The organism is Alloactinosynnema sp. L-07, assembly GCF_900070365.1.
Classification (GTDB): domain Bacteria; phylum Actinomycetota; class Actinomycetes; order Mycobacteriales; family Pseudonocardiaceae; genus Actinokineospora.
Genome location: NZ_LN850107.1, coordinates 4312974 through 4336030 on the forward strand (window position 1 = coordinate 4312974; position 23057 = coordinate 4336030).

At 69.1% G+C, this 23057-nt stretch carries 26 protein-coding genes; 7 read left to right on the forward strand and 19 right to left on the reverse strand.

The features are described from left to right. Positions 1 to 33: 33 nt before the first annotated feature. The 5 genes from atpB to BN1701_RS19405 all read right to left on the reverse strand — a co-directional run bounded on the left by atpB (position 34) and on the right by BN1701_RS19405 (position 4624). Positions 34 to 813 carry a F0F1 ATP synthase subunit A gene (gene atpB / locus BN1701_RS19385; protein ID WP_054050862.1) on the reverse strand — a complete coding sequence of 260 codons (780 nt, stop codon included), beginning with the start codon at positions 811 to 813 and terminating at the stop codon, positions 34 to 36. 221 nt (positions 814 to 1034) lie between these two features. Beyond that, positions 1035 to 1505 (reverse strand): hypothetical protein, encoded by a 471-nt coding sequence (locus tag BN1701_RS19390; protein ID WP_054050864.1) that lies wholly within the window; start codon positions 1503 to 1505, stop codon positions 1035 to 1037. After that, positions 1502 to 2650 carry a glycosyltransferase family 4 protein gene (locus BN1701_RS19395; RefSeq protein WP_054050867.1) on the reverse strand — a complete coding sequence of 383 codons (1149 nt, stop codon included), beginning with the start codon at positions 2648 to 2650 and terminating at the stop codon, positions 1502 to 1504. The genes BN1701_RS19390 and BN1701_RS19395 overlap by 4 nt, the downstream gene beginning before the upstream one ends. A gap of 2 nt (positions 2651 to 2652) precedes the next feature. After that, positions 2653 to 3939, reverse strand: a complete 1287-nt coding sequence (gene glyA / locus BN1701_RS19400) for a serine hydroxymethyltransferase (RefSeq protein ID WP_172803282.1) — start codon at positions 3937 to 3939, stop codon at positions 2653 to 2655. Between the two features lie 34 nt (positions 3940 to 3973). Further along, a complete protein-coding gene (locus tag BN1701_RS19405; RefSeq protein ID WP_054050868.1) occupies positions 3974 to 4624 on the reverse strand; it encodes an L-threonylcarbamoyladenylate synthase in 651 nt (216 codons plus the stop codon). Positions 4625 to 4761: 137 nt separating this feature from the next. Between BN1701_RS19405 and BN1701_RS19410 the strand changes: the two genes are divergently transcribed. Next, positions 4762 to 5661 carry a helix-turn-helix transcriptional regulator gene (locus tag BN1701_RS19410; protein WP_172803283.1) on the forward strand — a complete coding sequence of 300 codons (900 nt, stop codon included), beginning with the start codon at positions 4762 to 4764 and terminating at the stop codon, positions 5659 to 5661. Beyond that, a complete protein-coding gene (locus BN1701_RS19415) occupies positions 5627 to 5806 on the forward strand; it encodes a DUF397 domain-containing protein (RefSeq protein ID WP_054050873.1) in 180 nt (59 codons plus the stop codon). Before BN1701_RS19410 ends, BN1701_RS19415 begins: the two co-directional genes overlap by 35 nt. Here BN1701_RS19415 and BN1701_RS19420 read toward each other — a convergent pair whose 3' ends face one another. The 3 genes from BN1701_RS19420 to BN1701_RS19430 form a co-directional block, all read right to left on the reverse strand. After that, positions 5807 to 6370: a DUF6461 domain-containing protein gene (locus tag BN1701_RS19420; RefSeq protein WP_157368078.1), complete on the reverse strand. Its 564-nt coding sequence runs from the start codon at positions 6368 to 6370 to the stop codon at positions 5807 to 5809. It abuts the gene before it with no gap. After that, positions 6358 to 6975 carry a NucA/NucB deoxyribonuclease domain-containing protein gene (locus BN1701_RS19425; protein ID WP_054050877.1) on the reverse strand — a complete coding sequence of 206 codons (618 nt, stop codon included), beginning with the start codon at positions 6973 to 6975 and terminating at the stop codon, positions 6358 to 6360. The genes BN1701_RS19420 and BN1701_RS19425 overlap by 13 nt, the downstream gene beginning before the upstream one ends. Positions 6976 to 7060: 85 nt before the next feature. After that, positions 7061 to 7876 carry a hypothetical protein gene (locus BN1701_RS19430; protein ID WP_054050879.1) on the reverse strand — a complete coding sequence of 272 codons (816 nt, stop codon included), beginning with the start codon at positions 7874 to 7876 and terminating at the stop codon, positions 7061 to 7063. Between the two features lie 134 nt (positions 7877 to 8010). Between BN1701_RS19430 and BN1701_RS19435 the strand changes: the two genes are divergently transcribed. Further along, entirely contained in the window at positions 8011 to 8655 is a 645-nt protein-coding gene (locus BN1701_RS19435; protein WP_054050881.1) for a hypothetical protein, read from the forward strand. Here BN1701_RS19435 and BN1701_RS19440 read toward each other — a convergent pair. Further along, a complete protein-coding gene (locus BN1701_RS19440; RefSeq protein ID WP_054050883.1) occupies positions 8652 to 9167 on the reverse strand; it encodes a hypothetical protein in 516 nt (171 codons plus the stop codon). The genes BN1701_RS19435 and BN1701_RS19440 overlap by 4 nt on opposite strands. 133 nt (positions 9168 to 9300) lie before the next feature. On the opposite strand from BN1701_RS19440, the gene BN1701_RS35695 reads away from it, so the two are divergent. From BN1701_RS35695 to BN1701_RS19460, 3 genes are read left to right on the forward strand one after another with little or no spacing between them, the layout of a single operon-like run. Beyond that, entirely contained in the window at positions 9301 to 9933 is a 633-nt protein-coding gene (locus tag BN1701_RS35695; RefSeq protein ID WP_157368079.1) for a hypothetical protein, read from the forward strand. A 16-nt stretch (positions 9934 to 9949) separates the two neighbouring features. Beyond that, positions 9950 to 11668: a hypothetical protein gene (locus tag BN1701_RS19455; protein ID WP_054050889.1), complete on the forward strand. Its 1719-nt coding sequence runs from the start codon at positions 9950 to 9952 to the stop codon at positions 11666 to 11668. 12 nt (positions 11669 to 11680) lie between these two features. Then, positions 11681 to 12055 (forward strand): hypothetical protein, encoded by a 375-nt coding sequence (locus BN1701_RS19460; protein WP_054050891.1) that lies wholly within the window; start codon positions 11681 to 11683, stop codon positions 12053 to 12055. On the opposite strand, the gene prmC is transcribed toward BN1701_RS19460, so the two are convergent. The 3 genes from prmC to rpmE all read right to left on the reverse strand — a co-directional run bounded on the left by prmC (position 12052) and on the right by rpmE (position 14302). Next, the gene (gene prmC / locus BN1701_RS19465; RefSeq protein WP_054050893.1) at positions 12052 to 12915 is read right to left on the reverse strand and encodes a peptide chain release factor N(5)-glutamine methyltransferase; all 864 of its coding nucleotides are present in this window, start codon (positions 12913 to 12915) and stop codon (positions 12052 to 12054) included. The two genes, BN1701_RS19460 and prmC, sit on opposite strands and share 4 nt — an antisense overlap. A 20-nt stretch (positions 12916 to 12935) precedes the next feature. Continuing rightward, positions 12936 to 14009 carry a peptide chain release factor 1 gene (gene prfA, locus BN1701_RS19470; RefSeq protein WP_054050895.1) on the reverse strand — a complete coding sequence of 358 codons (1074 nt, stop codon included), beginning with the start codon at positions 14007 to 14009 and terminating at the stop codon, positions 12936 to 12938. A 71-nt stretch (positions 14010 to 14080) separates the two neighbouring features. Further along, the gene (gene rpmE / locus BN1701_RS19475; RefSeq protein WP_054050896.1) at positions 14081 to 14302 is read right to left on the reverse strand and encodes a 50S ribosomal protein L31; all 222 of its coding nucleotides are present in this window, start codon (positions 14300 to 14302) and stop codon (positions 14081 to 14083) included. 226 nt (positions 14303 to 14528) lie between these two features. Between rpmE and BN1701_RS19480 the strand changes: the two genes are divergently transcribed. Further along, positions 14529 to 14891: a hypothetical protein gene (locus tag BN1701_RS19480; protein WP_054050899.1), complete on the forward strand. Its 363-nt coding sequence runs from the start codon at positions 14529 to 14531 to the stop codon at positions 14889 to 14891. A 1-nt stretch (position 14892) separates the two neighbouring features. Here the strand turns inward: BN1701_RS19480 and BN1701_RS19485 are convergent, their stop codons facing one another. The 7 genes from BN1701_RS19485 to lysA form a co-directional block, all read right to left on the reverse strand. Beyond that, positions 14893 to 15276 (reverse strand): ribbon-helix-helix protein, CopG family, encoded by a 384-nt coding sequence (locus BN1701_RS19485; RefSeq protein ID WP_197672114.1) that lies wholly within the window; start codon positions 15274 to 15276, stop codon positions 14893 to 14895. Beyond that, on the reverse strand, positions 15273 to 15590 hold the full coding sequence (locus tag BN1701_RS19490; protein ID WP_054050903.1) for a hypothetical protein: 318 nt from the start codon (positions 15588 to 15590) through the stop codon (positions 15273 to 15275). Before BN1701_RS19490 ends, BN1701_RS19485 begins: the two co-directional genes overlap by 4 nt. Positions 15591 to 15906: 316 nt before the next feature. Continuing rightward, positions 15907 to 17985 carry a transcription termination factor Rho gene (rho, locus tag BN1701_RS19495; protein WP_054050905.1) on the reverse strand — a complete coding sequence of 693 codons (2079 nt, stop codon included), beginning with the start codon at positions 17983 to 17985 and terminating at the stop codon, positions 15907 to 15909. A gap of 386 nt (positions 17986 to 18371) precedes the next feature. Then, positions 18372 to 19247, reverse strand: coding sequence for a homoserine kinase (gene thrB / locus BN1701_RS19500; protein ID WP_054050907.1), 876 nt, complete (start codon positions 19245 to 19247; stop codon positions 18372 to 18374). Continuing rightward, complete coding sequence (gene thrC / locus BN1701_RS19505) at positions 19244 to 20314, reverse strand: threonine synthase (protein WP_054050909.1); 1071 nt, start codon at positions 20312 to 20314, stop codon at positions 19244 to 19246. Before thrC ends, thrB begins: the two co-directional genes overlap by 4 nt. After that, positions 20311 to 21618 (reverse strand): homoserine dehydrogenase, encoded by a 1308-nt coding sequence (locus BN1701_RS19510; protein WP_054050911.1) that lies wholly within the window; start codon positions 21616 to 21618, stop codon positions 20311 to 20313. The genes thrC and BN1701_RS19510 overlap by 4 nt, the downstream gene beginning before the upstream one ends. Continuing rightward, on the reverse strand, positions 21615 to 23051 hold the full coding sequence (gene lysA / locus BN1701_RS19515; RefSeq protein WP_054050913.1) for a diaminopimelate decarboxylase: 1437 nt from the start codon (positions 23049 to 23051) through the stop codon (positions 21615 to 21617). The genes BN1701_RS19510 and lysA overlap by 4 nt, the downstream gene beginning before the upstream one ends. Positions 23052 to 23057 lie beyond the last annotated feature (6 nt).

Consider the following 23057-nt stretch of genomic DNA (forward strand, 5'->3'; position numbering starts at 1 on the left):
GGCTTTGCTGTTACTTGGTGTTGTCTTGGTGGATCAGTGGTCTTCGGCGAGCGCCTGGCCGATGTAGTTGGCCGAGAGCAGCGCGAAGATGTACGCCTGCAGCACCTGGATGAAGGCCTCCAGGAAGGTCATCGCGATGGCGAAGGCCCAGGAGACCAACGAGACCGGCTTGAGCGGTCCCGGGGCGTGCAGGAGCAGGTACTCACCACCAAGGGTGAACACCAGCAGAATGAGGTGTCCGGCGAACATCGCGGCGAAAACTCGGACCGCCAGCGTGATCGGGTTGAGGACGAACTTCTGCAGGAACTCGATGGGAGTCAGCAGGAAGTAGATGGCGAGCGGCGCGCCCGGCGGGACGGTGGCGTGCTTGAGGTAGCCCACGAAGCCGTGCTTCTTGAAGCCGACGAAGTGGTAGACCGGGTAGACGACCAGCACGGCCAGCGCGATCGGGAAGCCGATCTTCGCCATCGTGGGGAACTGGACGAACGGAATGATCCCGTACAGGTTGTTCACCAAGACAAAGGTGAACAGGGTGAGGATCAGCGGAACGAACGGCTTGAACTCCTTCGAGCCGATCTGCTCGCGAGCGATGCTGTTGCGGCCGAAGTCGTAGACCGACTCGGCGGCGAACTGCCACTTGCTCGGGATGATCTTCATGTTCCGCGACGTAATGAGGAAGAACGCGGAGACGATGAGGATGGACAGGACCATCAACACCATCGGCTTCGTGACCCCGCCGAAAATCGGCGGAAGGAAAAAGTCCTTAACACCCGGGGGTGCAAACGTGTCACCCTCGGCCAGCAGCCTGCCCACCTGTGGGCTCCTTCCGGTTCTCCCGGCCGGCGTTCACTCCGCCGGGGGAATCGTCACGATCAGGACGTAACGTACCTGACTAACTTGGCTTGTCTTCGGGCGGCTACCGGTTCGCGCGGGCGCCGTGGAGGCATGCGCGTAACACGGCGACCCCGCCGTCTGGGGCGAACACTATCAGGGGGTTTCCGACCGCCGGACAGGCGTACGGAAAGACGTCCGTACTACCGCTCACCAGCGGGGATGATGGTCGGGAGCTTGGTGCGGCGAAACGCCAGCGCCTCGGCCCCGGCTGCGACGACGACCACGACGATCATGGTGATGGCCAGTGACAGCCGGTGCAGGGCCGCCACGTCGCGCAGCGCGGTCATGACCAGCAGCAGGACCAGCATCTTGCCGACGAACCCACCCAGCGATGCGGCCATGGCGATATGGGCTCCCGCCCCCGCCGTCTTGCGCATCAACCACAGCGTGAGCAGGGAAGACGCGCACGCGATCGACCCGCCGACGAGGGCTCCAAGGGCACCCGCTGTGCCGTGGAGTATGCCGAAAGTCACGACGCCGAGGACAACCGCGGCCACCGACGGCCACAGTGCGTAGCGGAACATCGCTGAGGCGAGCGTGCGCAGCGCCCGCGCGTGCGGGTCCGGCTGGGCTTCTTCGGTGTTGTTCACCGGGGATTCATTCTCGTTCATCGTGCCCTGAGTCTAGGTATGGCCGACACGATCACCGCGACCAGGACGCCGATACCGATTCCCCAGGCGACGATGAATCCGTCGAACAGCGAGAGCGACACCGCGCCGAAGGCGATCACCGCGGCCCACAAATAGATCAGCAATACCGCGCGGCGCTGGGAATGGCCGATTTCCAGCAGGCGGTGGTGCAGGTGCATCTTGTCGGCGCTGAACGGGCTCTCGCCGCGCCTGGTGCGGCGGATGACGGCCATCAGCAGGTCGAGCAGCGGAACGAACAGCACGGCGGCGACCACGAGCAGCGGGGAGAACAGACCGATGGACCCGGTGGCGCCCGCGTTGGGCGGCACCCGGCCGGACATGGTCGTGCTCGCCGAGGCCAGCATCAGGCCGATGAGCATCGACCCCGAGTCGCCCATGAAGATGCGGGCTGGCTGGAAGTTGTGCGGCAGGAAGCCCAGGCAGGCCCCGGCCAGGGTGGCCGCGATCAGCAGCGGCGGATAGTTGTTGACCGCCCCGCCGGACTCTTCGAGCAGGTGCAGGGAGAACGCGCAGGTGGCCACGGCGGCGATCAGGCCGATGCCGGAGGCCAGCCCGTCGAGGCCGTCGACGAAGTTCATCGCGTTGACCAGGGTCACGACCAGCAGGATGGCCAGCAGACCGCCCTGGTTCTGGTCGAGGATCAGGACCGTGCCCAGGTAGCCGTCCTCGCCGCCCCACGGCACCCACAGCACGAGCCACTGGATGCCGAAGAGCACCAGAATGCCCGCACTGGTGGTCTGACCTGCGAGTTTGGTGAGCGAGTCGAGTTCGAAGCGGTCGTCGAGCATGCCGATCAGCACGATCAGGCCGCCGCCGATGAGGACGGCGATCGGGTCGAGCGCGTAGTCGAACGCGCGGCGCAGGACCGGGAGCTGGTGGGCCAGCAGCATGCCGCCGCAGATGCCCAGGTACATGGCCAGGCCGCCCAGGCGCGGCATCGGCACGACGTGCACGTCGCGCTGGCGGGGGTAGGCGACCGCGCCGATGCGGATGGCGAAGAGCCGGACCAGACCGGTGAGCAGGAATGTCAGGGCTGCGGTGACCACGGCGACCAGCAGGAACTCGCGGACCGGGAGACCGGCTGGGGCGAACACGGAGGAATCCACCGCTAGTCCCTCTGGTACGCGGGCTGGGTGGCCACGAGCTCGGTCACGGCGGCAGCGACTTCAGCAGAGACCTCGGCAGAGTTATCAGCACTACCGCGGACGGCGCGGCCGATCAGCCGGGCGATCTCGGCCATCTCGGACTCCCCCATCCCCTGCGTGGTGACGCTGGGCGAGCCGATCCGGATGCCCGAGGCGACCATCGGCGGCGCGGGGTCGAAGGGGACGGCGTTCTTGTTGAGCGTGATCCGCGCGGCGTCGCAGCGGGCCTCGGCCTCGGCGCCGGTGATGCCCAGCGGGCGCACGTCGAGCAGCGCCAGGTGGGTGTCGGTGCCGCCGGACACCGCCCGCATGCCCTCGGCGACCAGCCCGGCGGCCAGGGCGCGGGCGTTGTTGACGACCTTGCGGGTGTATTCGGTGTACTCGGGTGCCGCGGCTTCCTTGAAGGCGACGGCCTTGGCGGCGACCGCGTGCATCAGCGGGCCGCCCTGGGTGAAGGGAAAGACGGCTTTATCGACGGCCTTGGCGTGCTGGGCCCGGCACAGGATCATCCCGCCGCGCGGGCCGCGCAGGACCTTGTGCGTCGTCGCGGTGACGATGTCGGCGTGCGGCACGGGTGAGGGGATCACCCCGCCCGCCACCAGGCCGATGAAGTGCGCGGCGTCGACCATGAGGATGGCGCCGACCTCGTCGGCGATCTCGCGGAACGCGGCGAAGTCGATCAGTCGGGGGTAGGCGGTGGCGCCCGCGACGATCATCCGCGGCTGGTGGGTCCTGGCCAGGTGGCGCACCTGGTCGTAGTCGATCAGTTCGGACCCACGGTCGACGCCGTAGGAGACGGGCTCGAACCAGCGGCCGGAGAAGTTGACCTTGGAGCCGTGCGTCAGGTGGCCGCCCTGCTTGAGGTCCATGGCGAGCACGACGTCGCCCGGCTCGCAGAACGCGGCGTAGGCGGCGAGGTTGGCGCTGGCCCCGGAGTGCGGCTGGACGTTGGCGTGGTCGGCACCGAACAGTTCGGTCGCGCGCGTCCGCGCCAGTTCCTCGGCGATGTCGACCTGCGCGCAGCCGCCGTAGTAGCGCGCGCCCGGGTAGCCCTCGGCGTACTTGTTCGACAGCGTGGAGCCCAGCGCGGCCAGCACGGCCGGGCTGGTCAGGTTCTCACTGGCGATCAGCTGCAGGCCGCCGCGCAGCCGGTCGACCTCGCCGAGCAGGACCTCGGCGATCTCCGGGTCCGTGCTGGCGAGGGCCGCGAAGTCCGGACCCCAGAACGGCGTGGGCACGACGGGACGCATCTCCTAATCGGTAGAGCGAGGGTTTGACGCCAAACTACCGCGCGAGACGAACCTCGGCGCCCAAAGCCTCGGACACGGCGTCGATCGAGACCGAGCCTTCCCGCAGGATCACGGCTTCGTCGCCGGTCAGGTCCACGACGGTCGACGCGATCGGCTCCCCGATCGGCCCCCCGTCGAGATAGACGGCCACCGACCCGCCAAGCTGGGCCCGCGCCTCCTCAGCGGTCGCGGGCGCCGGATGGCCGGTGCGGTTGGCGCTGGACACCGCCATCGGCCCGACCTCGCGGAGAAGTTCGAGGGCCACCGGGTGCAGCGGCATGCGCAGCATGACGGTGCCGTTGGTGTTCCCCAGATCCCACGCCAGCGACGGCGCGTGCGGCAGCACGATGGACAGATCCCCAGGCCAGAACGCCTCGATCAGGTTGCGCGCGGCCTGCGGGACGGACAGGACGAGCCCGTCGACCGTCGCCCAGGAGCCGACGAGAACCCCGACCGGCATATCCGGCCCCCGCCCTTTGGCGGCGAGAAGGGATTGGACACCGGCGCTGGAGAAAGCGTCGCAGCCGATGCCGTAGACGGTGTCGGTGGGAATCACGACAACCCGCCCCGCCCGCACCGCGCTGGCGGCAGCGGCGAGCCCGTCTTCCCTGTCCTCACGCGAACTGCAGTCGTAGACCGTGGTCACCCGGCGAGCCTATCTGGGGGGACCTGAGGACCTGCGGGCGGTTGTTTGTTTGACAGGGTGGGAACAGGGTCCGCGAACAGGTGGACATGGGCTGGAGCGGTCGCAGGCGGGGCAGGTCTTCCCTACCTTCTTCAGACATGAGATTGAGGAGCCGGGCGGGCGCCAGGGAACTGGGTGAGCTGATGCGGTCCTACCGCAAGAAGGCCGGGCTGACCCTTCGAGACCTGAGCCCACTGGTCGACCGATCGCTCTCCCATCTCCACCGGCTGGAAACGGGCGAGCGAGCCGTCACCTCGGAACTGGAGTTCACCCTCTATCTGTCTTCGTGCGGGGTTAGCTGCCGCGAGATCGAGGAACTGATCAATTTCTGCCGCGACGCCAACGACGGGCGTGGGTACTGGCTGTGCTCGAACGACGAATGGATGCCGGATTCCCTGCGAACCTTGATCTTCCACGAGGCCAACGCCGACCGGGTGGTGAACTACCAGCCCGATCTCATCCCCGGACTCTTGCAGGTCGAGTCCTACATCCATGCGCTGTTTCGGGACGAGAACCACCCCGACGATGTACGCCAAGTCCGAGTGGACGCACGCCTGAAACGGCAGAGCATCCTCTTCGGCAGCAGGCCGGGGAAGTTCACCTTCATCATCAACGAGCGCGCTCTCCGGCTGGAGGTCGGCGACTACCGGATCATGACCGAACAGCTCCTCGCCATGCTACTCGTCGGCGAGCGGCCGAACATCAGCATCCGGGTCCTGCCCGCGAACGCACGTCATCGAGCGCTTTTCGGCGGCCCCTTCTCCTTCCTCGACTACGACGAGTGCAAGCCATTGGTCTATGTGCAGGCGCCGATCGACGGGTTCATCATCGAGAACCAGGAGAAGATAGAGCAGTACCGCGACCTCCTTCGGCAGGTGGTCAAAGTCGCCTTCGATGAGGAAGAATCCCGGGTGCTCATCGCCAAGCTGGCCGATGAGTACGACCGGACGGAAGGCCACTGGGATGACGCGCGGCGGGTGGCGGACGAGCAGCTTTAGCGGCAGTTCTGGGCAGGACTGCGTGGAGGTTCAGCTCCGCCTGGATCTCGCGAGCATCCGTGACTCCAAGAACGCCGACGGTCCCCGACTGGCAGTCGGCTTCACCTCATGGTCCGCCTTCGTCGCGAGCGTCAAGCCGCGCTGATCACCGGACCGGTATCCGAAAGGTCGACCACGCGGTCTCCAACCACTTCCGATCGAAGGCCACCCCGGTCTGCTGCTGAACCACGGCCAGGCAGGCCGACCTGTACGTCGCTGCCGTGAAGGCGCCGCCGTCCAGCCATTCGGGGTAGACGTCGCCGACTTGGGGCGGATTCGCCGCGAACAGCGGTTCAAGATTCGCAGTCACCTTCCCGTCGACGGCTTGGACCAGCCGCGACAGGGCGTCGACATTCCAGTACGCGGACAAGAACGACCCGCCGCCGGTCGATGCCCGCACCGCTGTGTCCGGGTCGCTTCCCGCCCATCCGTTGTTCTCAAGCACCACGACACGATCCGCGACGGTGAACACCTGAGCGTGGCCATAGTCGCCGATATCGTCTACCGGGACGGCCGACTCCGCGAAGGTACGCGCGCCGATCGGCGCGGCGGGATCGCCACCGTAGGCCCGAACAACATCGTCCGCGCGTGACCCGACTACGACCGCCAGTGTGATCGCAAGGTCGTGGTCGGTGTCCACCCAAGCGTGCCGTTCCCTCAGTTCCCGCATGTCTGGTCCTCAGCGACATCAACACCCGTGTAGGACTTGGACGGGATCAAGTCAGGGTGACTGATCACCACCAGGAACTTAGCGCCATTCTCCGGGTACTGCGGTTTGACGATGCCACCCTGGCACCTGTTCTCCCTGAGCGGCACCTCTTCCGTACGGGCGTTCGAGCCGCCTTCGTCTGTGGAGGCCATCGGGTACTCATCACAACTGCCGTCAGGCACGGTCTTCTTGAACCTCCCGCACGCCGCGTTCCGATTCGGACCCTGCGCGGAGCGATTCATCGTCAAGACGCCCGGCTTGCCCTCCGCCCACGCGCTCGCCACGTTGCGGGTGATGAACGGAATGCGGGCAGCGTCGAACACAACCACTCGGACGTCTCCGCATCGCCTGTCCGCGATCATCTCGACGGTCGTGCAGAGTCGCGCGGCCGACTCCGCGTCCCCAGCAACCATGACCTGCGACTCCTCCTCACCAAGGAGAGTCGTCCCGCCGCCCTCGATTCCGAGCAGATCACCCGCGAGTTCCCGCACCGGATCCACGAACACGACAGCGGCGACCAAGATGAGGACAACCGGCAGCAGTCCGATTCCCGTCTTCGTCGCCATCGACTCCCCCAAGCGCGCAGCGTGCCGCCTTGACTATACGAGGAGTGCGGACCTGACTACCGCCCGCAGTGGTTGTCCAGCCCGATCAGGCGCCTCTTTGGGCGATGTCTTGGGCTAGTTTGTCGGCCCTCGTGCGCCAGTTCTGCCGCCGGAACTTCACCACGATCAAATACAGCAAAGCGCTACCGAGCAGCACGCCCATGATCACCAGGAGCACGTTGTCGGCCAGGCCGCCGACCGCGACCAAAATCAAGCCGAGCGACACCGCCAGCACCGCCAAGCTCACCGCGATGCCCTCCGGCTGCCACTGCCACCGCCGACCGGCCACCACCTCGTCCAGCAGAAGTTCCGCGCCCCGGCGCAACTCGGTGTCGGCGACGTTCAGTTCGAGGATGCGCTTGGCCGCCGACTCGCAGACATCCAGCTGGCGTTCGCTGGTGATCACCAGGGCTTCATTCACCGTTCGGCTGCGGACCTGCTCCGACACCGAGCACCACGTGCTCGCCAGGTAGTACCGCAGCACCGGGTCCCCCGACGAACCGAAGCGCTGTTCCAGGTCGGCAGCAGCTCCCGCGGCGTCGCCGCTCGCCACCCTGACCTGGGACATGCCCAGGTAGGCGAGCACATTGCCCGGGTCACGCGCATCCGCTGCCGCGTATCGGCGGCTCGCCGCGCGCCAGCGGCCGCGGGCCAGGAGTACGTCGCCGATGCCTACCTCGGCGTAGGCGCCCGGGTGGAGTTCGGCCGCGCGGACGAAACCGGCCATGGCCGCGTCCAGGCGTCCGGTGAGCAGCGCGGATCGCGCGCCGTCGAAGATCGTTCTTGCCTGTGGCGGCCCCTGTTCGGCGTCGGGTGGCAACAATTGCCACTTCTCGATGACGTCCTGCCAAGTGCGAAGCATTGGATCACCCGGGTGAGCACGCTACCCTCAAGCAGCACAGGAGTTCGTCCGAACATCCCAGGGGAGTGCACACGATCAGCCGTCCGCGACGTCGAGGACACCAGCTGAGCTCACGCTGGCTGGCGTCTTCACTGGTGGCTGGGTACGCGGCGGTCAGCGCCGTCGTGGGGGCCGTGCTGCTGGTCGCGCCCAAGGAGTCCAAAGCCGGTTCGGCGGCGCCGACCACGACCTACATCTTCGCGCCGCCGCCCGCCTTCGGGCCCGCCGACACCCAGACGCCCATTACGCCGGGCCCGGACGGCGGGGCGACGACCGCGAGCCCGTCGATGGTGGCGCTGCCGGTCCCCGACGGCTTCGAGCGGGTCGCGGGCCCCGGCGGGCTGGTCACGACGATCCCCAAGGGCTGGATCATCACCCGCGCCGCCGGTCCCGGCGCCATGCAGGCCACCGACCCGGCCGAACCGTCGCGCCAGGTGCGCTACGGCGGCGCCCCGGCGCCCGCGGCCGACCTGCTGCAGTCCCACGTCGACTACGAGGCCGTCTTCTCCCGGTCCAAGGCCGCCTTCCACCGACTCAGCCTGGGCACCACGACCTACCACGGCGTCACGGCCGTCGACTGGGAGTTCGAGCACGACACGGCCGACGCGCGGCGGCGGGTGCACTCGATGTACTGGCGGATCGAGGGCGTCGAGTACTTCGTCTACGCCGCGGCCGACGCCGACAAGTGGGGCCAGATGCTGCCGATCTACCACGCGATGATCGACAACGCCACACCTTAGATCCCGCGCCGCCAGACGCTGGAGTCGATCTCCACGGCGCGCACCCGCCAGTTCTGCTTGCGGTTGAGCAGCACCAGCAGGAACAGCGCGACGCTGCTGACCGCCGCGCTGACCGCGACCAGCGACAGCGACGCCTCGATGCCGCCATAGGCCGCGCCGCCGAGGCCCGCGCACACCGCGACCGCGGCGAGGAGCATCGGCACCACGCCCGGCTGCCAGCTCCATCGCCTGCCCAACGTCACCTCGGCCAGCAGCGCGCGGGCCCGATCGTGCACGGCGGGCTCCGCCGCCAGTTCGAGCGCACGCCGCGCGGCGCGTTCGCAGGCGTCGAGTTGGGCCTCGCTGGTGATCTCCCGGACCTGGTTCCTGGTCAGCGAACGGCATTCGTCGGCCGCGTCGAGCAGCGCGGAAGCCAGTCGGGGGCTCACGGTCGGGTCATGGAGCAGTGCACGTTCGAGACTCGCGACTTCGCGCCAGATCTCGGTTTCGTTGAGCTGAGCGTGATCAGACATCGCTACCGTCCGCTCATCAGGCGTCAAACCGCTTGACGATCACGCTACCGTAGGTATGCGATCACTGGCTAACAGTCATATCTCGCCGAGCCTGTGGGGAGTGCCTATCCAGTCATCGATCCGACTCGGACTCATGATCGCCACGGGGAACCTGGCGGTCTGCGCCTGCATTGGCCTGGTTCTCCACCTCGCGACCAAACCCGCGCCCTTGATCAGCACCGCGCCAGGGACGGCCACCGCGACCTCGGACCCGGTCGTCCTGCCGAGTCCCGGATCAGCCACCCGGCAGCCCCCGACCAGGACCACGACAACCACCACGACCAGGGCGGGCATCCCTGCCGGTTTCACCACGGTCAACGGGCCGGGCGGCATGACGACGGTGATCCCGGCGGGTTGGTCGCCGATGATCGGCAGCGGGCCGGGCAGCGTCGAGGCCACCGACCCGGCCGACGCCACCCGCAATCTCAGGTACGGCGGCTCCCCCCACGACAGCGTCGACATCCTCACCAGCCACGTCGAGTTCGCCGAGACCTTGGAGAAGCGTCCCGGGCACCAGCGGCTCCGGCTGGACCGGGTGATCTTCCACGGCACCGATGCCGTCGACTGGGAGTTCCGGGTCGACGGCGACGACGGGACCCGACACGTGCGGTCGCTCTACTGGCGGCAGGACGGCTACGAGTACTTCGTCTACGCGGGCAGCGCGGAAGAGCGCTGGCCCGAGACGCAAGCGATCCTCGACACCATGATCGACAACGCCACCCCATAACTCGTCCAGGGAAACCATGCCGAAATCGCAGCTGGAAATGACCACCGCCGACCGCGACGACACGACCCGCTACCTGTGCGCCGCCGCGCACCTTGACCCCGACTTCGCCGACCGGTCGATCCGGGAGTTCCTGGTCGAACGGACCCGCCCGGCGCCGCCGTCCCCCGGCGTGGACGCGGGCGTGGTGCTCGCCGAGGCGGTCGCGGCCAGGACCCGACGCAAGATCGTCGGCATCGCGGCGCTGGCACTGCTGCTGGTGCTGCTGTTCAGCGCCAGCATGGCTTTCCTGCTCGGCTGGCTGGTGCTGGCTTTCGTGGTCGCGGTGCCGACTGCGACCAGGGTGGCCACCCGCGGCGGGATCAAGCCGGTGCTCTGGGCGGTAGGCGCGGTCGTCGTCGTCGTGATGCTGATCCAGTACCTCACCGAAGGCGAGATCTTCGAGGTCATCGAGGAGTTGTTCGAGGGCAGTAGTCCGTCCTATGAGGACTACTACGGCACGTCCGAATCCGAAACCGACGGCGTCGGACTTGCCTTCACCATTCTGGTCCCGCTCGGTCTGCTCGGCGTGTTCCTCGCCGACCGGTTCACCGTGTGGAAACTGATCACCACCCAGTTCAACCGGACCAGCAGGCTGCCAGGCACGCTGGCTCGGTCGTTGGCGGGCAGGCAGATCTTCCAGTTCGCGCCCACCACCTTCACCGACCACTTGCGCGAGCGGTACGAGCACCCGTCGACCCGGATGGCACCGGACGCGGACAACCCCGACGACGTCGGCTCGACCATCGTCGTGCACCGCGGCTATGACCCGTTCGTCGGCGCGGGCCAAGGCCACCGGCCGTGGTCGATCGCCGTTCCGCTCGACCGCGCCCCCGGCAAGACCGGCACGACGACGCTGACCACCGCGGCGCTCTACGACGCGATCGTCGACGAGGTCACCGCGCTGCGCACGGCGGTCGGCCTGACCCCCGGCGGCAGGCTGGCCCGGCTGTCGATCGACGAGTTGGTCGCCGTGACCGCGGCCGAGCTGGTCGACCACATGAACGAGCCCGCGTCGGTGCCCTTCATCCCCGGCGAGGGCCACCCACCGTACGACCGGCTCAGCAGGCGGCTGGTCGAGCAGGTCCGGGACAGCCCGATCGAGTGGGCCCGCTACTACCGGGCGTTCCGGGTGGAGACCTGGGACCGGGACCTGGTGCTGTCGGTGTACCTGCACGTCGCCATGGACGACACGATGCTCTATGTCGAGTGGACACCCTGCGTGCTGCGGCCGATCAAGGAGGAGTTCCAGCGCATCGACGCCATGTCGCGCTCCCCGCTGCACCCGATCGGCCAGGCCCTGCTCGACCTGATCAAGTTCCCGACGTCGATCCCGCGCCGCCTGGTCATGGTCTTCGGCCTGATCCGCTCCCCCCGCAAGGAACGCGGCGTGATCAACCCCGACGACTACGGCGCGCTCAGCAGCCTGCGCGAGCTGGCCGCCGACACGTCCGAGCGCAGCTACTTCCAACTGGTCGACCGCGACCGCTACCTCAAGATCATCGAGAGCCGCGTGGTCCGCGCCGTCAGCGCCCTGCTGCACGACGCGGGCTACGTCACCGCCTCCTTCGAGGCGCAGGCCACGGCGGTGATCCAGAACAACGTCCGGATCGAAGGCTCCGTGACCGGCAACGTCATCGCCGGGTCCGGCAACGTCGCGGGCGCCGTGACCGTCGAGAAACCCAAGGGCGACAAGTGAACGGAGACACCAGTGCCCACACCTGACCGCGGCATCAACATCACCGGCGGCGCCACCGGCAACTTCATCGCGGGCGACAACAACACCGCGGGCGACGTCACGGTGACCACGACCGGAGAGTCCACAAAGGACCTCGCGGCGCTGCTCCGTGAGCTGCGGACCGTGGTCGAGGCCAACGCGGACAAGGTCCCCGAGGCCGACCTGGTCGTCCACGACATCGACTCGCTGGCGACCGAAGCGGCCAAACCGGAGCCCAAGCCCGCCGTGGCCCGATCGGTGTGGGGCCGGATCCGCGACGCACTCGCGGGAACGGCTGCGACCGTGACCGCGGTGACGACCGCGGTCAACGACGTCAACGACGCCGTGGCGGGGGTATTCGGCCCCTAGACCCGCCGGGCGGTGGCGAAACGGGGCCTGCCAGCCAAATCATCGTGATCCACAACGTCAGTCAACAACCGACGCGACGACAGCAGCGCGGGCACCGACTCGCCGTGGGTGTCGTCGTGCTCGATGGCCACCGAGCCGCCCGGTCGCAGCAGCCGCGTGGCCGCGGTGACGACGGAGCGGATCACGTCCAGGCCGTCCGCGCCGGAGAAGACCGCGTGGGCCGGGTCGTGGTCGGAGACCTCCGGCGGCACCGGGGTGTCCGCCGGGACATACGGCGGGTTGCACAGGACAAGATCGACGCGGCCGTCCAGCTCGGTGAACAGCGCCGGGTCGGTCACGTCGCCCGAGTACAGCCGCACGGGGGTGTCACCGGCCGTCGCCCGCGCGTCGGCGTTGCGCCGGGCCCAGGCCAGGGCCGAGTGATCGATGTCGACGGCGTGTACCCGCGCGTCCGGGCGCGCGTTCGCCACGGCCAGCGCGAGCACGCCGGAGCCCGTGCAGAAGTCGACCACCACCGGGTCGCGGGTGCCCTCCAGCGTCGCCAGGCCCCAGGCGAACAGCAGCTCGGTCTCGGGGCGCGGCACGAACACCCCCGGCCCGACCGACACCGCCACCGCGCCCATGTACGCGTACCCGGTCAAGTGCTGCAACGGCTCGCGGCGGGCGCGGCGGGCGACGAGCTTGCCCAGCGCGTCGACGACCGGGGGGTCGACCAGGGGGACCATCGGCAGCTTGCCCCGCTCGACGCCCAGGACGTGGGCGGCGAGCAGTTCGGCGTCGTTGCGGGGCGAGTCGACCCCCGCCGCGGCGAGCAGGCGCTCGGCCTCCAGGATCGCCACGCGCAGGGGTTGACGGGTCATGAGGGTCACCCTTTCACTTCTCACCCGTGCGCGGCGAGCCGCTCGGCTCGGTCGGCCTCGGCCAACGCGTCGAGGACCCCGTCGAGGTCGCCGTCGAGCACCGCTTCCAGGTTGTGCGCCTTGTAGCCGACGCGGTGGTCGGAGATGCGGTTCTCGGGGAAGTTGTACGTGCGGACCCGCTCGGAGCGGTCGACCGTGCGCACCTGGCTGCGGCGGGCGTCGGAGGCCTGCTGGGCAGCCTCTTCCTCGCGCAGCGCCAGCAGCCTGGCCTTGAGGACCTGCATGGCGCGGGCCTTGTTCTGCAGCTGGGACCGCTCGTTCTGGCAGGAGGTGACGATGCCGGTCGGCAGGTGCGTGATACGCACGGCCGAGTCGGTCGTGTTGACGCTCTGGCCGCCCTTGCCCGACGAGCGGTAGACGTCGATGCGCAGGTCCTTGTCCGGGATCTCCTCGATCTCGGCGGCCTCGTCGGAGTCCGGGTAGACCAGGACACCGGCGGCGGAGGTGTGGATGCGGCCCTGCGACTCGGTGGCCGGGACCCGCTGCACGCGGTGCACGCCACCCTCGAACTTCAGCCGCGCCCAGACGCCGTCGGGGTCGGACCCCTTGCTCTTGATGGCGACGGTCGCGTCCTTGACCCCGCCCAGGTCGGAGTCGGTGCTGTCGAGCACCTCGGCCTTCCACCCATGCCGCTCGGCGTAGCGCAGGTACATGCGCATCAGGTCGCCCGCGAACAGCGCCGACTCCTCGCCGCCCTCGCCGGACTTGACCTCCAGCACCACGTCGGAGCCGTCGTGCGGGTCGCGCGGGAGCAGCAGCTCGGTCAGCTTCGTCTCCAGCTGCGGGATCCGCGCGGCGATCGCGTCGGCTTCCTCGGCGAACGTGGCGTCCTCGTCAGCCAGCTCACGCGCGGCCTCCAGGTCGCTGCGGGCGGACTCCAGCTCACGCAGCGCCCTGATGACCGGCGTCAGCTCCGCGTAGCGCTTGCCGAGCTTGCGGGCCCGGTCCTGGTCGGCGTGCACGGCGGGGTCGGCGAGGGTCTTCTCCAACTCGCCGTACTCGCTGAGCAGCTCTCCCAGACTCGATGAGTCCACCGTTCCACCTCTCATAGGCCGAACATGACGACGGCGCCCGTCCCGCGAGCGGGAGGGCGCCGTCAGCGAAACTAGTTCGCGGCCTTGTTGCGCTTTCCGTACCGCGCCTCGAAGCGCGCGACCCGGCCACCGGTGTCGAGGATCTTCTGCTTGCCGGTGTAGAAGGGGTGGCAAGCCGAGCAGACCTCGACGTGGATGTTGCCGGAAGCTTTGGTGCTGCGGGTGGTGAAGGTGTTGCCGCAGCCGCAGACCACGTTGGTGGTCACGTAGTCGGGGTGAATCCCGTTCTTCACAGTCTCGCCTCTCGATAATGGCCGCCGGGTCCCCTGCTGTCGTGGGGTGAACCGGAGCCGGACTCGACCTAACAGTGTGCCAGACGCGCTGACAGTGGGTTCAACGCGGGCCTGGTGGAACGTATTCCGCCGTTCGTCGCACCAGAGCGTCCTCCGACCGCAAGTGACCGTCCACCCACCGACCGTAGTCTCGCCAGCGCTGGGTGATCGGTCGCACACTGTCCGCGTGCTGTTCACGATAGGCAGGCCGTTGTCGGTGTCCGCCTGGTTGGCGGCTCCGCTGCTGTTCTCCGTCTCCGTCCTGGGCCTGACGGCCATCGGCGGCGCACTCCTCTCCGCCCCTTGGCAGGCCACCCTCTCCAGCGCTTTATGGGGCGCGGCCGCGGCCATCACGGCCGCTTTGGCGGGCGCCGTCGCCTGGCGCTCCCCCAGCCAACGGGCGGCCCTGGCCATCCCGTACCCCGTGACCCTCTTACTCGCGGGATTGGCCTTGGACGACGTCCGGGTCCCGACCAGGTGGGCGGGCACCCTGGGCGTCCTGGCGATCGCCACACTCCTGATCTTCTACCAACGACGGCGGACGATGTAGGTCAGGCGGACTCGCGATACACCCGCCGCGCGATCTGCTCGACCTGTTCGACTGTTAGCACGGGGGCTGTTGGCGCGCGCAACGCTTCGGTGAGGAGACGTCGAACGAGCGCGGAGGTGGGAACGTGCTCAGCGTCGGCTCGCGCCTTCAGTTCCGCCACCAGCGATGCGGGCACCCGCAGGGAAAGGGCTGCCTGCTGCCCCTCGGCGATCTCCTCCGCGATCGCCTCGGCTTCCTCCTCGGCGACCTCTTCGCGGATGCGCGCGTGTCGGGACATCCGATCTCGCTTGGCGGGGTCCCGTTGGACCTCAGCTTCCGCACGCGTTTCGGCGATCTGTTGATTGATGGTCGCTAAGACCGCATCCCTTGCTGTGCTGTCAGTCATGACGCGCCTTCCTCTCGCGGCCGCTCGCCGTGATACTCCCGCAAGTCGGCCCCACTCGTCTTCCAGGCCGTAACCCCAGAGTGATCTGCCGGATCGATGATCACAGTGATCACGAATCCGGCGGACATCGAGAACCCAATGATGCGGACATGACTCCGCCTGCTCTTTGGGTCGGGATCCCGAGTGATCCGATCAAGATCGGCAGCGGCCTCCAAGGTCCAAGCGGGCTCGATATCGCTGGCTCCGGGATAGCGAAGCGAGCGGCAACGGATGTGCTCGGCGTCGTCATCGTCCCACCACAACCCAACCGTCACACACACATTGTGACACATCTACACACATCCGGCACGGTTCAAGCGGGCACAGCTCAGAGAGGAGCGCAGGGCTTTGGGACCGTAAGGTCCCTGCATTTCCCCCTGCACCCTCGTCCCGGCAATCCCTTGTCCTGGATCAGCGATGTCCAGGGTCAGCTTGCTGATCGCGCAGCGACGCCGCAGGCGCCCTTGACCTCGCTGATCCAGGACAAGACGCTGAAAAACGAGGGAGCCCCAGACACCCCCGCGATGCCGCAGGCGAGCCCGAAACGAAAGAAGCCCCCCGAAATTCCGGGGGGCTTCTTCCACGAACAACTCAGTCGTCAGACTGCGACGGCGTCGTCTTGGCCACCTGCATCAAGAACTCGATGTTCGTCCGAGACTTGCGCAGCCGGTCAAGCAGCAGCTCAATAGCCGCCTGTGAATCCAGCGCGTGCAGCACGCGGCGCAGCTTCACCGTGACCGCCAGCTCGTCCGGAGGCAGCAGCAGTTCTTCCTTGCGCGTGCCCGACGGGTCGACGTCCACCGCCGGGAAGATGCGCTTGTCCGCGATCTTCCGGTCGAGCTTGAGCTCGGCGTTGCCCGTGCCCTTGAACTCCTCGAAGATCACCGTGTCACCCGCGGACCCGGTCTCCACCAGCGCCGTGGCGAAGATGGTCAGCGAACCGCCACCCTCGATGTTGCGCGCCGCGCCGAGGAAGCGCTTGGGCGGGAACAGGGCCGTGGAGTCGACACCACCGGACAGGATTCGGCCGGACGCCGGGGCCGCGAGGTTGTACGCGCGGCCGAGGCGGGTGATCGAGTCCAGCAGCACGACCACGTCGTGGCCCATCTCGACGAGGCGCTTGGCCCGCTCGATGGACAGCTCCGCGACCGTGGTGTGGTCTGACGGCGGTCGGTCGAAGGTGGAGGCGATGACCTCACCCTTCACCGAGCGCTGCATGTCGGTGACCTCTTCCGGCCGCTCGTCGACCAGCACCACCATGAGGTAGACCTCAGGGTTGTTGGTGGTGATCGCGTTGGCGATGGCCTGCAGGACCGAGGTCTTGCCTGCCTTCGGCGGCGAGACGATGAGCGCGCGCTGGCCCTTGCCGACAGGCATCACCAGGTCGATGACGCGCGTGGTCAGGATGTGCGGCTCGGTCTCCAGACGCAGGCGCTCGTTCGGGTAGAGCGGCGTCAGCTTGGTGAACTCGGGGCGGTTCTTGGCCGCGTCCGGCTCCAGGCCGTTGATCGTCTCCACCCGGACCAGCGGGTTGAACTTCTGCCGCTGGGCCTCGCCGTCCCGCGGCTGGCGGACCAGGCCGGTGATGGCGTCGCCGCGGCGCAGGCCGTACTTGCGGACCAGCGACAGCGACACGTAGACATCGTTCGGGCCGGACAGGTAGCCCGACGTGCGGACGAACGCGTAGTTCTCCAACACGTCCAGGACACCGGCGACGGGCAGCAGGACGTCGTCCTCGCGCACCTCGGTGTCGTTCTGGCCGCCCGCGCCCTCGACCCGGCCGCCACGGCGGCGGCGGTCGCGGAAGCGACGGCCCCGACGGTCGCCGTCGTCGTCGTCATCGGGTCCGGTGGCGCGGTTGTCCTGCTGACGGTCTTGGCGGTTGTCCTGCTGGCGGTCCTGACGGTCCTGACGGTCCTGACGACCGTCCTGACGGTTGCGATCGCGGTTGCGGTCACCGCGGCCCTGCCGTTCGCCACGTTCGCCCTGCTGGCGGTCACCATGCTGGCGATCACCCTGCTGGCGGTCGCCTTGCTGACGGTCGCCTTGCTGACGGTCGCCTTGCTGACGGTCGCCTTGCTGGCGATCACCCTGCTGGCGGTCACCCTGGGAACGGTCACCCTGCTGGCGGTCGCCCTGCGGACGCTCGGTCTGGGGACGCTCGGCCTGCGCCGGGCGGTCCTCACGAACCGGACGGTCCTCGCGGACCGGTCGGTCGGCCGGAGCCTGCTCGACGGCCTCGGGGCTGCCCGCCGCACGGCTGGCGCCACGGCGGCGGCGGTTGTCCCGCCCACCGTCGCGCGGGGTGTCCTCGGACTTCTCCGCGGGCGCTTCGGCCGGGGCAGCCGCGGGCCGCTCGACCTCGACGCGGGCCTCGGCACGAGGCTCTGTCTTGGCTTCGGCCTTGGGTTCCGCGGCTTCGGTGCCCGCGCGGGGCGCCCGTGTGGCGGCGGCCCCGCCCGGGCCACCACCCTGGCGCTCCTTGATGGCAGCGATCAGGTCGCCCTTGCGCATGCCGGTGGTGCCGGAGATTCCCAGCTCACCTGCGAGCGTGCGCAGCTCGGCGAGAACCATGCCGGAAAGCCCGGCGCGCTTTTTCGGCGCGCCGTTCTTGTCCGCGGGTGCGGACTCAGCGGCGGTGTCGCTGCTCAATAGATCGGTATTGCTCACACATGTCCTTCCTGACCGGTCCCCGCCTCCTACGTGGACCAGCGGAACGCCGTCCGTCGGAATGCGAGACGGCGTATCTCTCGCCTGTTGGGCTGCTTGTGTCACCAACCTGGCCGCTTCGGGCCAGTCGAGCGACTCTGTCGCCAACAGGGAGCATCTGGTCACCACGGTCGTCGGGTACCTGGCGAGCACCAGCTCGGACCGGTTAGGGACTGAGCCGATTTCTCGGCAGATGATGCGACCCGGAAAGAATCCCCGGGAACGACACCGGGCGCCCGTGCGCGCGGTGACTGAACACCGCCGAGGGTAGACGGCCGTCACTCAAGGTGCAACAACCGCCCTACAGCGCGTCGCCCCGCACCCCCGGCGAGTCGTGGTGATCTCCGTCACTCGAATGGCTCAACGATCACACCGGCCCGGTCGACCGGCACCGGCAGCACCGTGAAACCGGCAAGATCAACACCTTCCGGCAAGGTCCCGTCGGTTGTCAACGCCAGCACCGTCGGCCCCGCGCCCGACACGGCCGCGGCCACCCCGGCGACACGCAGCTCGCGCACCAGCCGGATCGTCGAGGGCCACGCGCTCTCCCGGTAGTCCTGGTGCAGCCGGTCGGCCAGTGCGGGAAGCAGCAGGTCAGGACGAGTGCTGATGGCGTGCACGGCAAGCGCGCCCCGGCCCGCGGCGAACGCGGCGTCGGCGTGCGGCACCTTGTCCGGCAGCAGGCCGCGGGTCACGTGCGTCTCCGACCGCTCGGCCGGGACGATCGCGATCGGCTGGAGATCGGCGTGCGGCTCGACCCGCGCCGCCCGAAACCGCCCGTCGTCCTCCCACGCGACCACCAGTCCGCCCAGCAGGCTCGCCGCCACGTTGTCCGCGTGTCCCTCGAACTCCGCCGCCAGGTGCAGTGCGTCGTCGTCCAACGGTCGCCCCGCCAGCCCGTAGCCCGCCGCGATCCCACCGACGATGGCCGCGGCGGACGACCCCAGCCCACGCGCGTGCGGAATGGCGTTGGCACAGCTCAGACCCAGCCCGGCGGGCGCGAACCCGATCAGCTCGCACGCCGCCCGAACCGCGCGTACGACAAGGTGCGTCTCGTCTTTGGCGACGGTGTCCGCACCCTCGCCGCTGACCTCGACCGAGAGCCCGCCGTCGGTGGTCCACACCTCGATCTCGTCATAGAGCCCAAGTGCCATGCCGAGCGCGTCGAAGCCGGAGCCGAGGTTGGCCGTGGACGCCGGGACGCGCACCCGGACTCGGGTCACCGCAGGTCCAGCGCGGTCGCGACGGCCCCAGCGTCGACCGGAACGGCCTCGACCTCCGGCACCGAGACGAGCGCGGTGTCCGGGTCCTTGAGCCCGTGGCCGGTGACCGTGCAGACCACGACCGAGCCCTCGGGCAGCCGCCCATCGGCGTGGGTGATCAGCAGGCCCGCGACGCTGGTGGCCGACGACGGCTCGACGAACACGCCCTCGCGCTCGGCCAGCAGCCGGTAGGCGGCCAGGATCTGCTCGTCGGTGGCGGCCTCGAACAGCCCGCCGGACTCGGCCTGCGCCGTCACCGCGCCCGCCCAGGAGGCCGGGTTGCCGACGCGGATCGCCGTGGCGATGGTGTCGGGCTGCGAGACCGGGGCGCCGTACACCAGCGGGGCCGAACCCGCTGCCTGGAAGCCGAACATGCGCGGCAGGGTGTCGATGACCTGGTCGTCGGCGTAGTCGCGGTACCCGCGCCAGTACGCGGTGATGTTGCCCGCGTTGCCGACCGGCAGGCAGTGGATGTCCGGCGCGCGGCCGAGCACGTCGACGATCTCCCACGCCGCGCTCTTCTGGCCGATGAGCCGGACCGGGTTGACCGAGTTGACCAGGCCGACCGGGAACTCGGCGGCGGTCTTCTCCGCGAGTTCGAGACAGTCGTCGAAGTTGCCGTCGATCTGCAGGATCTTGGCCCCGTGCATGACCGCCTGGGCCATCTTGCCCATCGCGATCTTGCCGCGCGGGACGAGAACCGCGCAGGTCAGGCCCGCTCGGGTGGCGTAGGCGGCGGCGGAGGCCGAGGTGTTGCCGGTGGAGGCGCAGATGACCGCCTCCAGACCGTTGGCCAGCGCGTACGTCATGGCCACGGTCATGCCGCGGTCCTTGAACGAGCCGGTCGGGTTCATGCCCTCGACCTTGAGGTAGACCGTGCAGCCGGTCAGCTCGGACAGGTGCGGGGCGGGCAGCAGCGGCGTGTTGCCCTCGCCGAGGGTGATGATCTTCGCGCCGTCCGGCACGGGGATTCTGTTGGGATAGGCCGCGATGATGCCCGGACGGCCCGGGAGCACACCGATGGTCATTGTTCCTCACCTTCGACCCGCATGACACTGACCACTTCGTGCACGAAGGGCAGTCCAGCGATCTTGTCCACAGTGGAGCGCAGCGCGGAGTCGGCCGCCGAGTGGGTGACGATCACCAGGCTCGCGTCGTCGGCGCGGCCTTCCTGGCGCACCACCGCGATGCTCACCTCGTGCTCGGCGAAATTGGCCGCGACGGCCGCGAGCACGCCCGCGCGGTCGGCGACGTCCAGGCTGATGTGGTACCTGGTCGACGCCTGCGCGATCGGGCGCACCGGCAGGTCGGCGTAGGCCGACTCGCGCGGTCCGCGCCCGCCGACGACCAGGTTGCGGGCAACCGCGACCAGATCGCCAAGCACGGCGCTGGCGGTGGGTGCACCGCCCGCTCCGCGCCCGTAGAACATGAGTTGGCCTGCGGCTTCCGCCTCGACGAACACCGCGTTGAACGCACCGTTGACCCCGGCCAGCGGGTGCGAGCGCGGGATCATCGCCGGGTGCACGCGCACCGCGACGGACTCGCCGTCTGGGCCGTCGACCCGCTCGCAGATGGCCAGCAGCTTGATCGTGCGGCCCAGGGCCCGCGCGGCCGACACGTCAGCCGGTGTCACCGCGGAGATGCCCTCGCGGTAGACGTCGCTCGCGGTGACGCGGGTGTGGAAGGCCAGCGAGGCCAGGATGGCCGCCTTCGACGCCGCGTCGTAGCCGTCGACGTCGGCGGTCGGGTCGGCCTCGGCGTAGCCAAGGCGCGCGGCCTCGTCGAGGGTCTCGGCGTAGCCCGCGCCGGTCTCGTCCATGGCCGAGAGGATGAAGTTGGTGGTGCCGTTGACGATGCCCATGACCCGGGTGATCCGGTCCCCGGCCAGCGACTCGCGCAGTGGCCGCAGCAGCGGGATCGCCCCGGCGACGGCGGCCTCGAAGTAGAGGTCGACACCGGACTCGTCCGCGGCGGCGAACAGCTCGCCCGCGTGGTCGGCCAGCAGCGTCTTGTTGGCGCTGACCACGGACTTGCCCGCCTTGAGCGCTTCGAGCAACCAGGTCCGGGTCGGCTCGATGCCGCCGATCACCTCGACCACGACGTCGACGCCGGGCCGGGTGACCAGCTCGGCGGCGTCGGTGGTGAGCAGCTCGGTGGGCACCCCCGGCCGGGACTTGCCGAGCCTGCGCACGGCCACCCCCGCCAATTCGACCCGGGCGCCGACCCGCGACGCGAGCTCGTCGGCCTGCTCGGTCAGCAGCCGGACGATCTCGGTCCCGACCGTGCCGCAGCCGAGCAACGCGACACGGATGGGCTTGGCGGGATCGCTCACGAGATCTCCAGTCTTAGCAGGTCGTCCACGGTTTCCCGGCGCAGCAGCGGCCGCGCGGCGCCGTCGAGCACGGCCACCACGGCGGGGCGCGGCAGCCGGTTGTAGTTGCTCGCCATGGAGTAGCAGTAGGCGCCGGTCGCGGCGACCGCCAGCAGGTCGCCGGGAGCAAGGTTCTCCGGTAGCCAGCAGTCTCGCACCACAACGTCACCGGACTCACAGTGTTTGCCCACTACGCGAGACAGCACGGCCTCGGTGCCGCGCTCGCCCTCGCCGCTGGAGCGCGAAACCAGCCGCGTGTCGTACACCGCGTCGTAGAGCGCCGTGCGGATGTTGTCGCTCATCCCGCCGTCGACGCTGACATAGCGCCGCTGAGTGCCGTGGCCCAGCGTGACGTCCTTGGTGGTGCCGACCTCGTAGAGCGTCACGGTGCCCGGCCCGGCGATGGCCCGGCCCGGCTCGACGGCGATGCGCGGCACGGCCAGCCCGGCCTGCTCGCACTCCTTGGTGACGATCGTGCGCAGCTGCTCGGCCAGCCACATCGGCGGCGGCGGGTCGTCCTCGGCGGTGTAGGCGATGCCCAGCCCGCCGCCGAGGTCGACGACCGTGAGCGATTCCAGCGCCTCGTCGCCGTGCTCCTTGTGCAAGGCGGCGAGCAGGCCGATCACCCGGTGCGCGGCGACCTCGAAGCCGTCGGCGTCGAAGATCTGCGAGCCGATGTGGCTGTGCAGGCCGATCAGCGACAGCCCACCGGACTTGATCACCCGGCGCGCGGCCTCGGCGGCGGCGCCACCGGCCAGGGAGAAGCCGAACTTCTGGTCCTCGTGCGCGGTGGCGATGAACTCGTGGGTATGCGCCTCGACGCCGACGGTCACCCGGATCAGCACCGGGGCGACCATGTCGCGGTCGCGCGCGAGCTTGTCGAGCCGGGCGATCTCGTGGAACGAGTCGACCACGATCGCGCCGACGCCCACATCGAGCGCGGTGGACAGTTCCTCGACGGACTTGTTGTTGCCGTGCAACGTGATCCGCTCCGGCGGGAAGTCCGCGCGCAGCGCCACGGCGAGTTCGCCACCGCTGGCCACGTCCAGACTCAACCCTTCCTGGGCGACCCAGCGGGCGATCTCGACGGACAGGAACGCCTTGGACGCGTAGTGCACCAGGGTCGGGTCGCCGAAGGCGAGCGCGTGCTCCTGGCAGCGGGCGCGGAAATCGGCTTCGTCCACAATGAACAGTGGGGTGCCGTAGGTCTCGGCGAGGTCGCGCACGTCTACCCCGGCCAGGCGCACGGCGCCGTCGTCGCCTCGGGAGATGTGGCGCGGCCAGACCGCGGGGACGAGTTCGTCGAGCGCGGCGGCGCTGGTGGGCCGCTCGCTGGCGGTGTTGCTCGGCGGCAGGACCTCCGCGTGCCGCGGGCCTGCCGGGTGTGCCCTCATCGGTGC

Excerpts from the sequence above, each read along its gene's own strand:
- BN1701_RS19390 (WP_054050864.1), bottom strand. The coding sequence starts at position 1,505 with ATGAACGAGAATGAATCCCCGGTGAACAACACCGAAGAAGCCCAGCCG.
- glyA (WP_172803282.1), bottom strand. The coding sequence starts at position 3,939 with ATGCGTCCCGTCGTGCCCACGCCGTTCTGGGGTCCGGACTTCGCGGCC.
- BN1701_RS19410 (WP_172803283.1), top strand. The coding sequence starts at position 4,762 with ATGAGATTGAGGAGCCGGGCGGGCGCCAGGGAACTGGGTGAGCTGATG.
- BN1701_RS19415 (WP_054050873.1), top strand. The coding sequence starts at position 5,627 with ATGACGCGCGGCGGGTGGCGGACGAGCAGCTTTAGCGGCAGTTCTGGG.
- BN1701_RS19420 (WP_157368078.1), bottom strand. The coding sequence starts at position 6,370 with ATGCGGGAACTGAGGGAACGGCACGCTTGGGTGGACACCGACCACGAC.
- BN1701_RS19425 (WP_054050877.1), bottom strand. The coding sequence starts at position 6,975 with ATGGCGACGAAGACGGGAATCGGACTGCTGCCGGTTGTCCTCATCTTG.
- BN1701_RS19430 (WP_054050879.1), bottom strand. The coding sequence starts at position 7,876 with ATGCTTCGCACTTGGCAGGACGTCATCGAGAAGTGGCAATTGTTGCCA.
- BN1701_RS19440 (WP_054050883.1), bottom strand. The coding sequence starts at position 9,167 with ATGTCTGATCACGCTCAGCTCAACGAAACCGAGATCTGGCGCGAAGTC.
- BN1701_RS35695 (WP_157368079.1), top strand. The coding sequence starts at position 9,301 with ATGATCGCCACGGGGAACCTGGCGGTCTGCGCCTGCATTGGCCTGGTT.
- BN1701_RS19455 (WP_054050889.1), top strand. The coding sequence starts at position 9,950 with ATGCCGAAATCGCAGCTGGAAATGACCACCGCCGACCGCGACGACACG.
- prmC (WP_054050893.1), bottom strand. The coding sequence starts at position 12,915 with ATGACCCGTCAACCCCTGCGCGTGGCGATCCTGGAGGCCGAGCGCCTG.
- BN1701_RS19485 (WP_197672114.1), bottom strand. The coding sequence starts at position 15,276 with ATGACTGACAGCACAGCAAGGGATGCGGTCTTAGCGACCATCAATCAA.
- thrC (WP_054050909.1), bottom strand. The coding sequence starts at position 20,314 with ATGACCATCGGTGTGCTCCCGGGCCGTCCGGGCATCATCGCGGCCTAT.
- lysA (WP_054050913.1), bottom strand. The coding sequence starts at position 23,051 with ATGAGGGCACACCCGGCAGGCCCGCGGCACGCGGAGGTCCTGCCGCCG.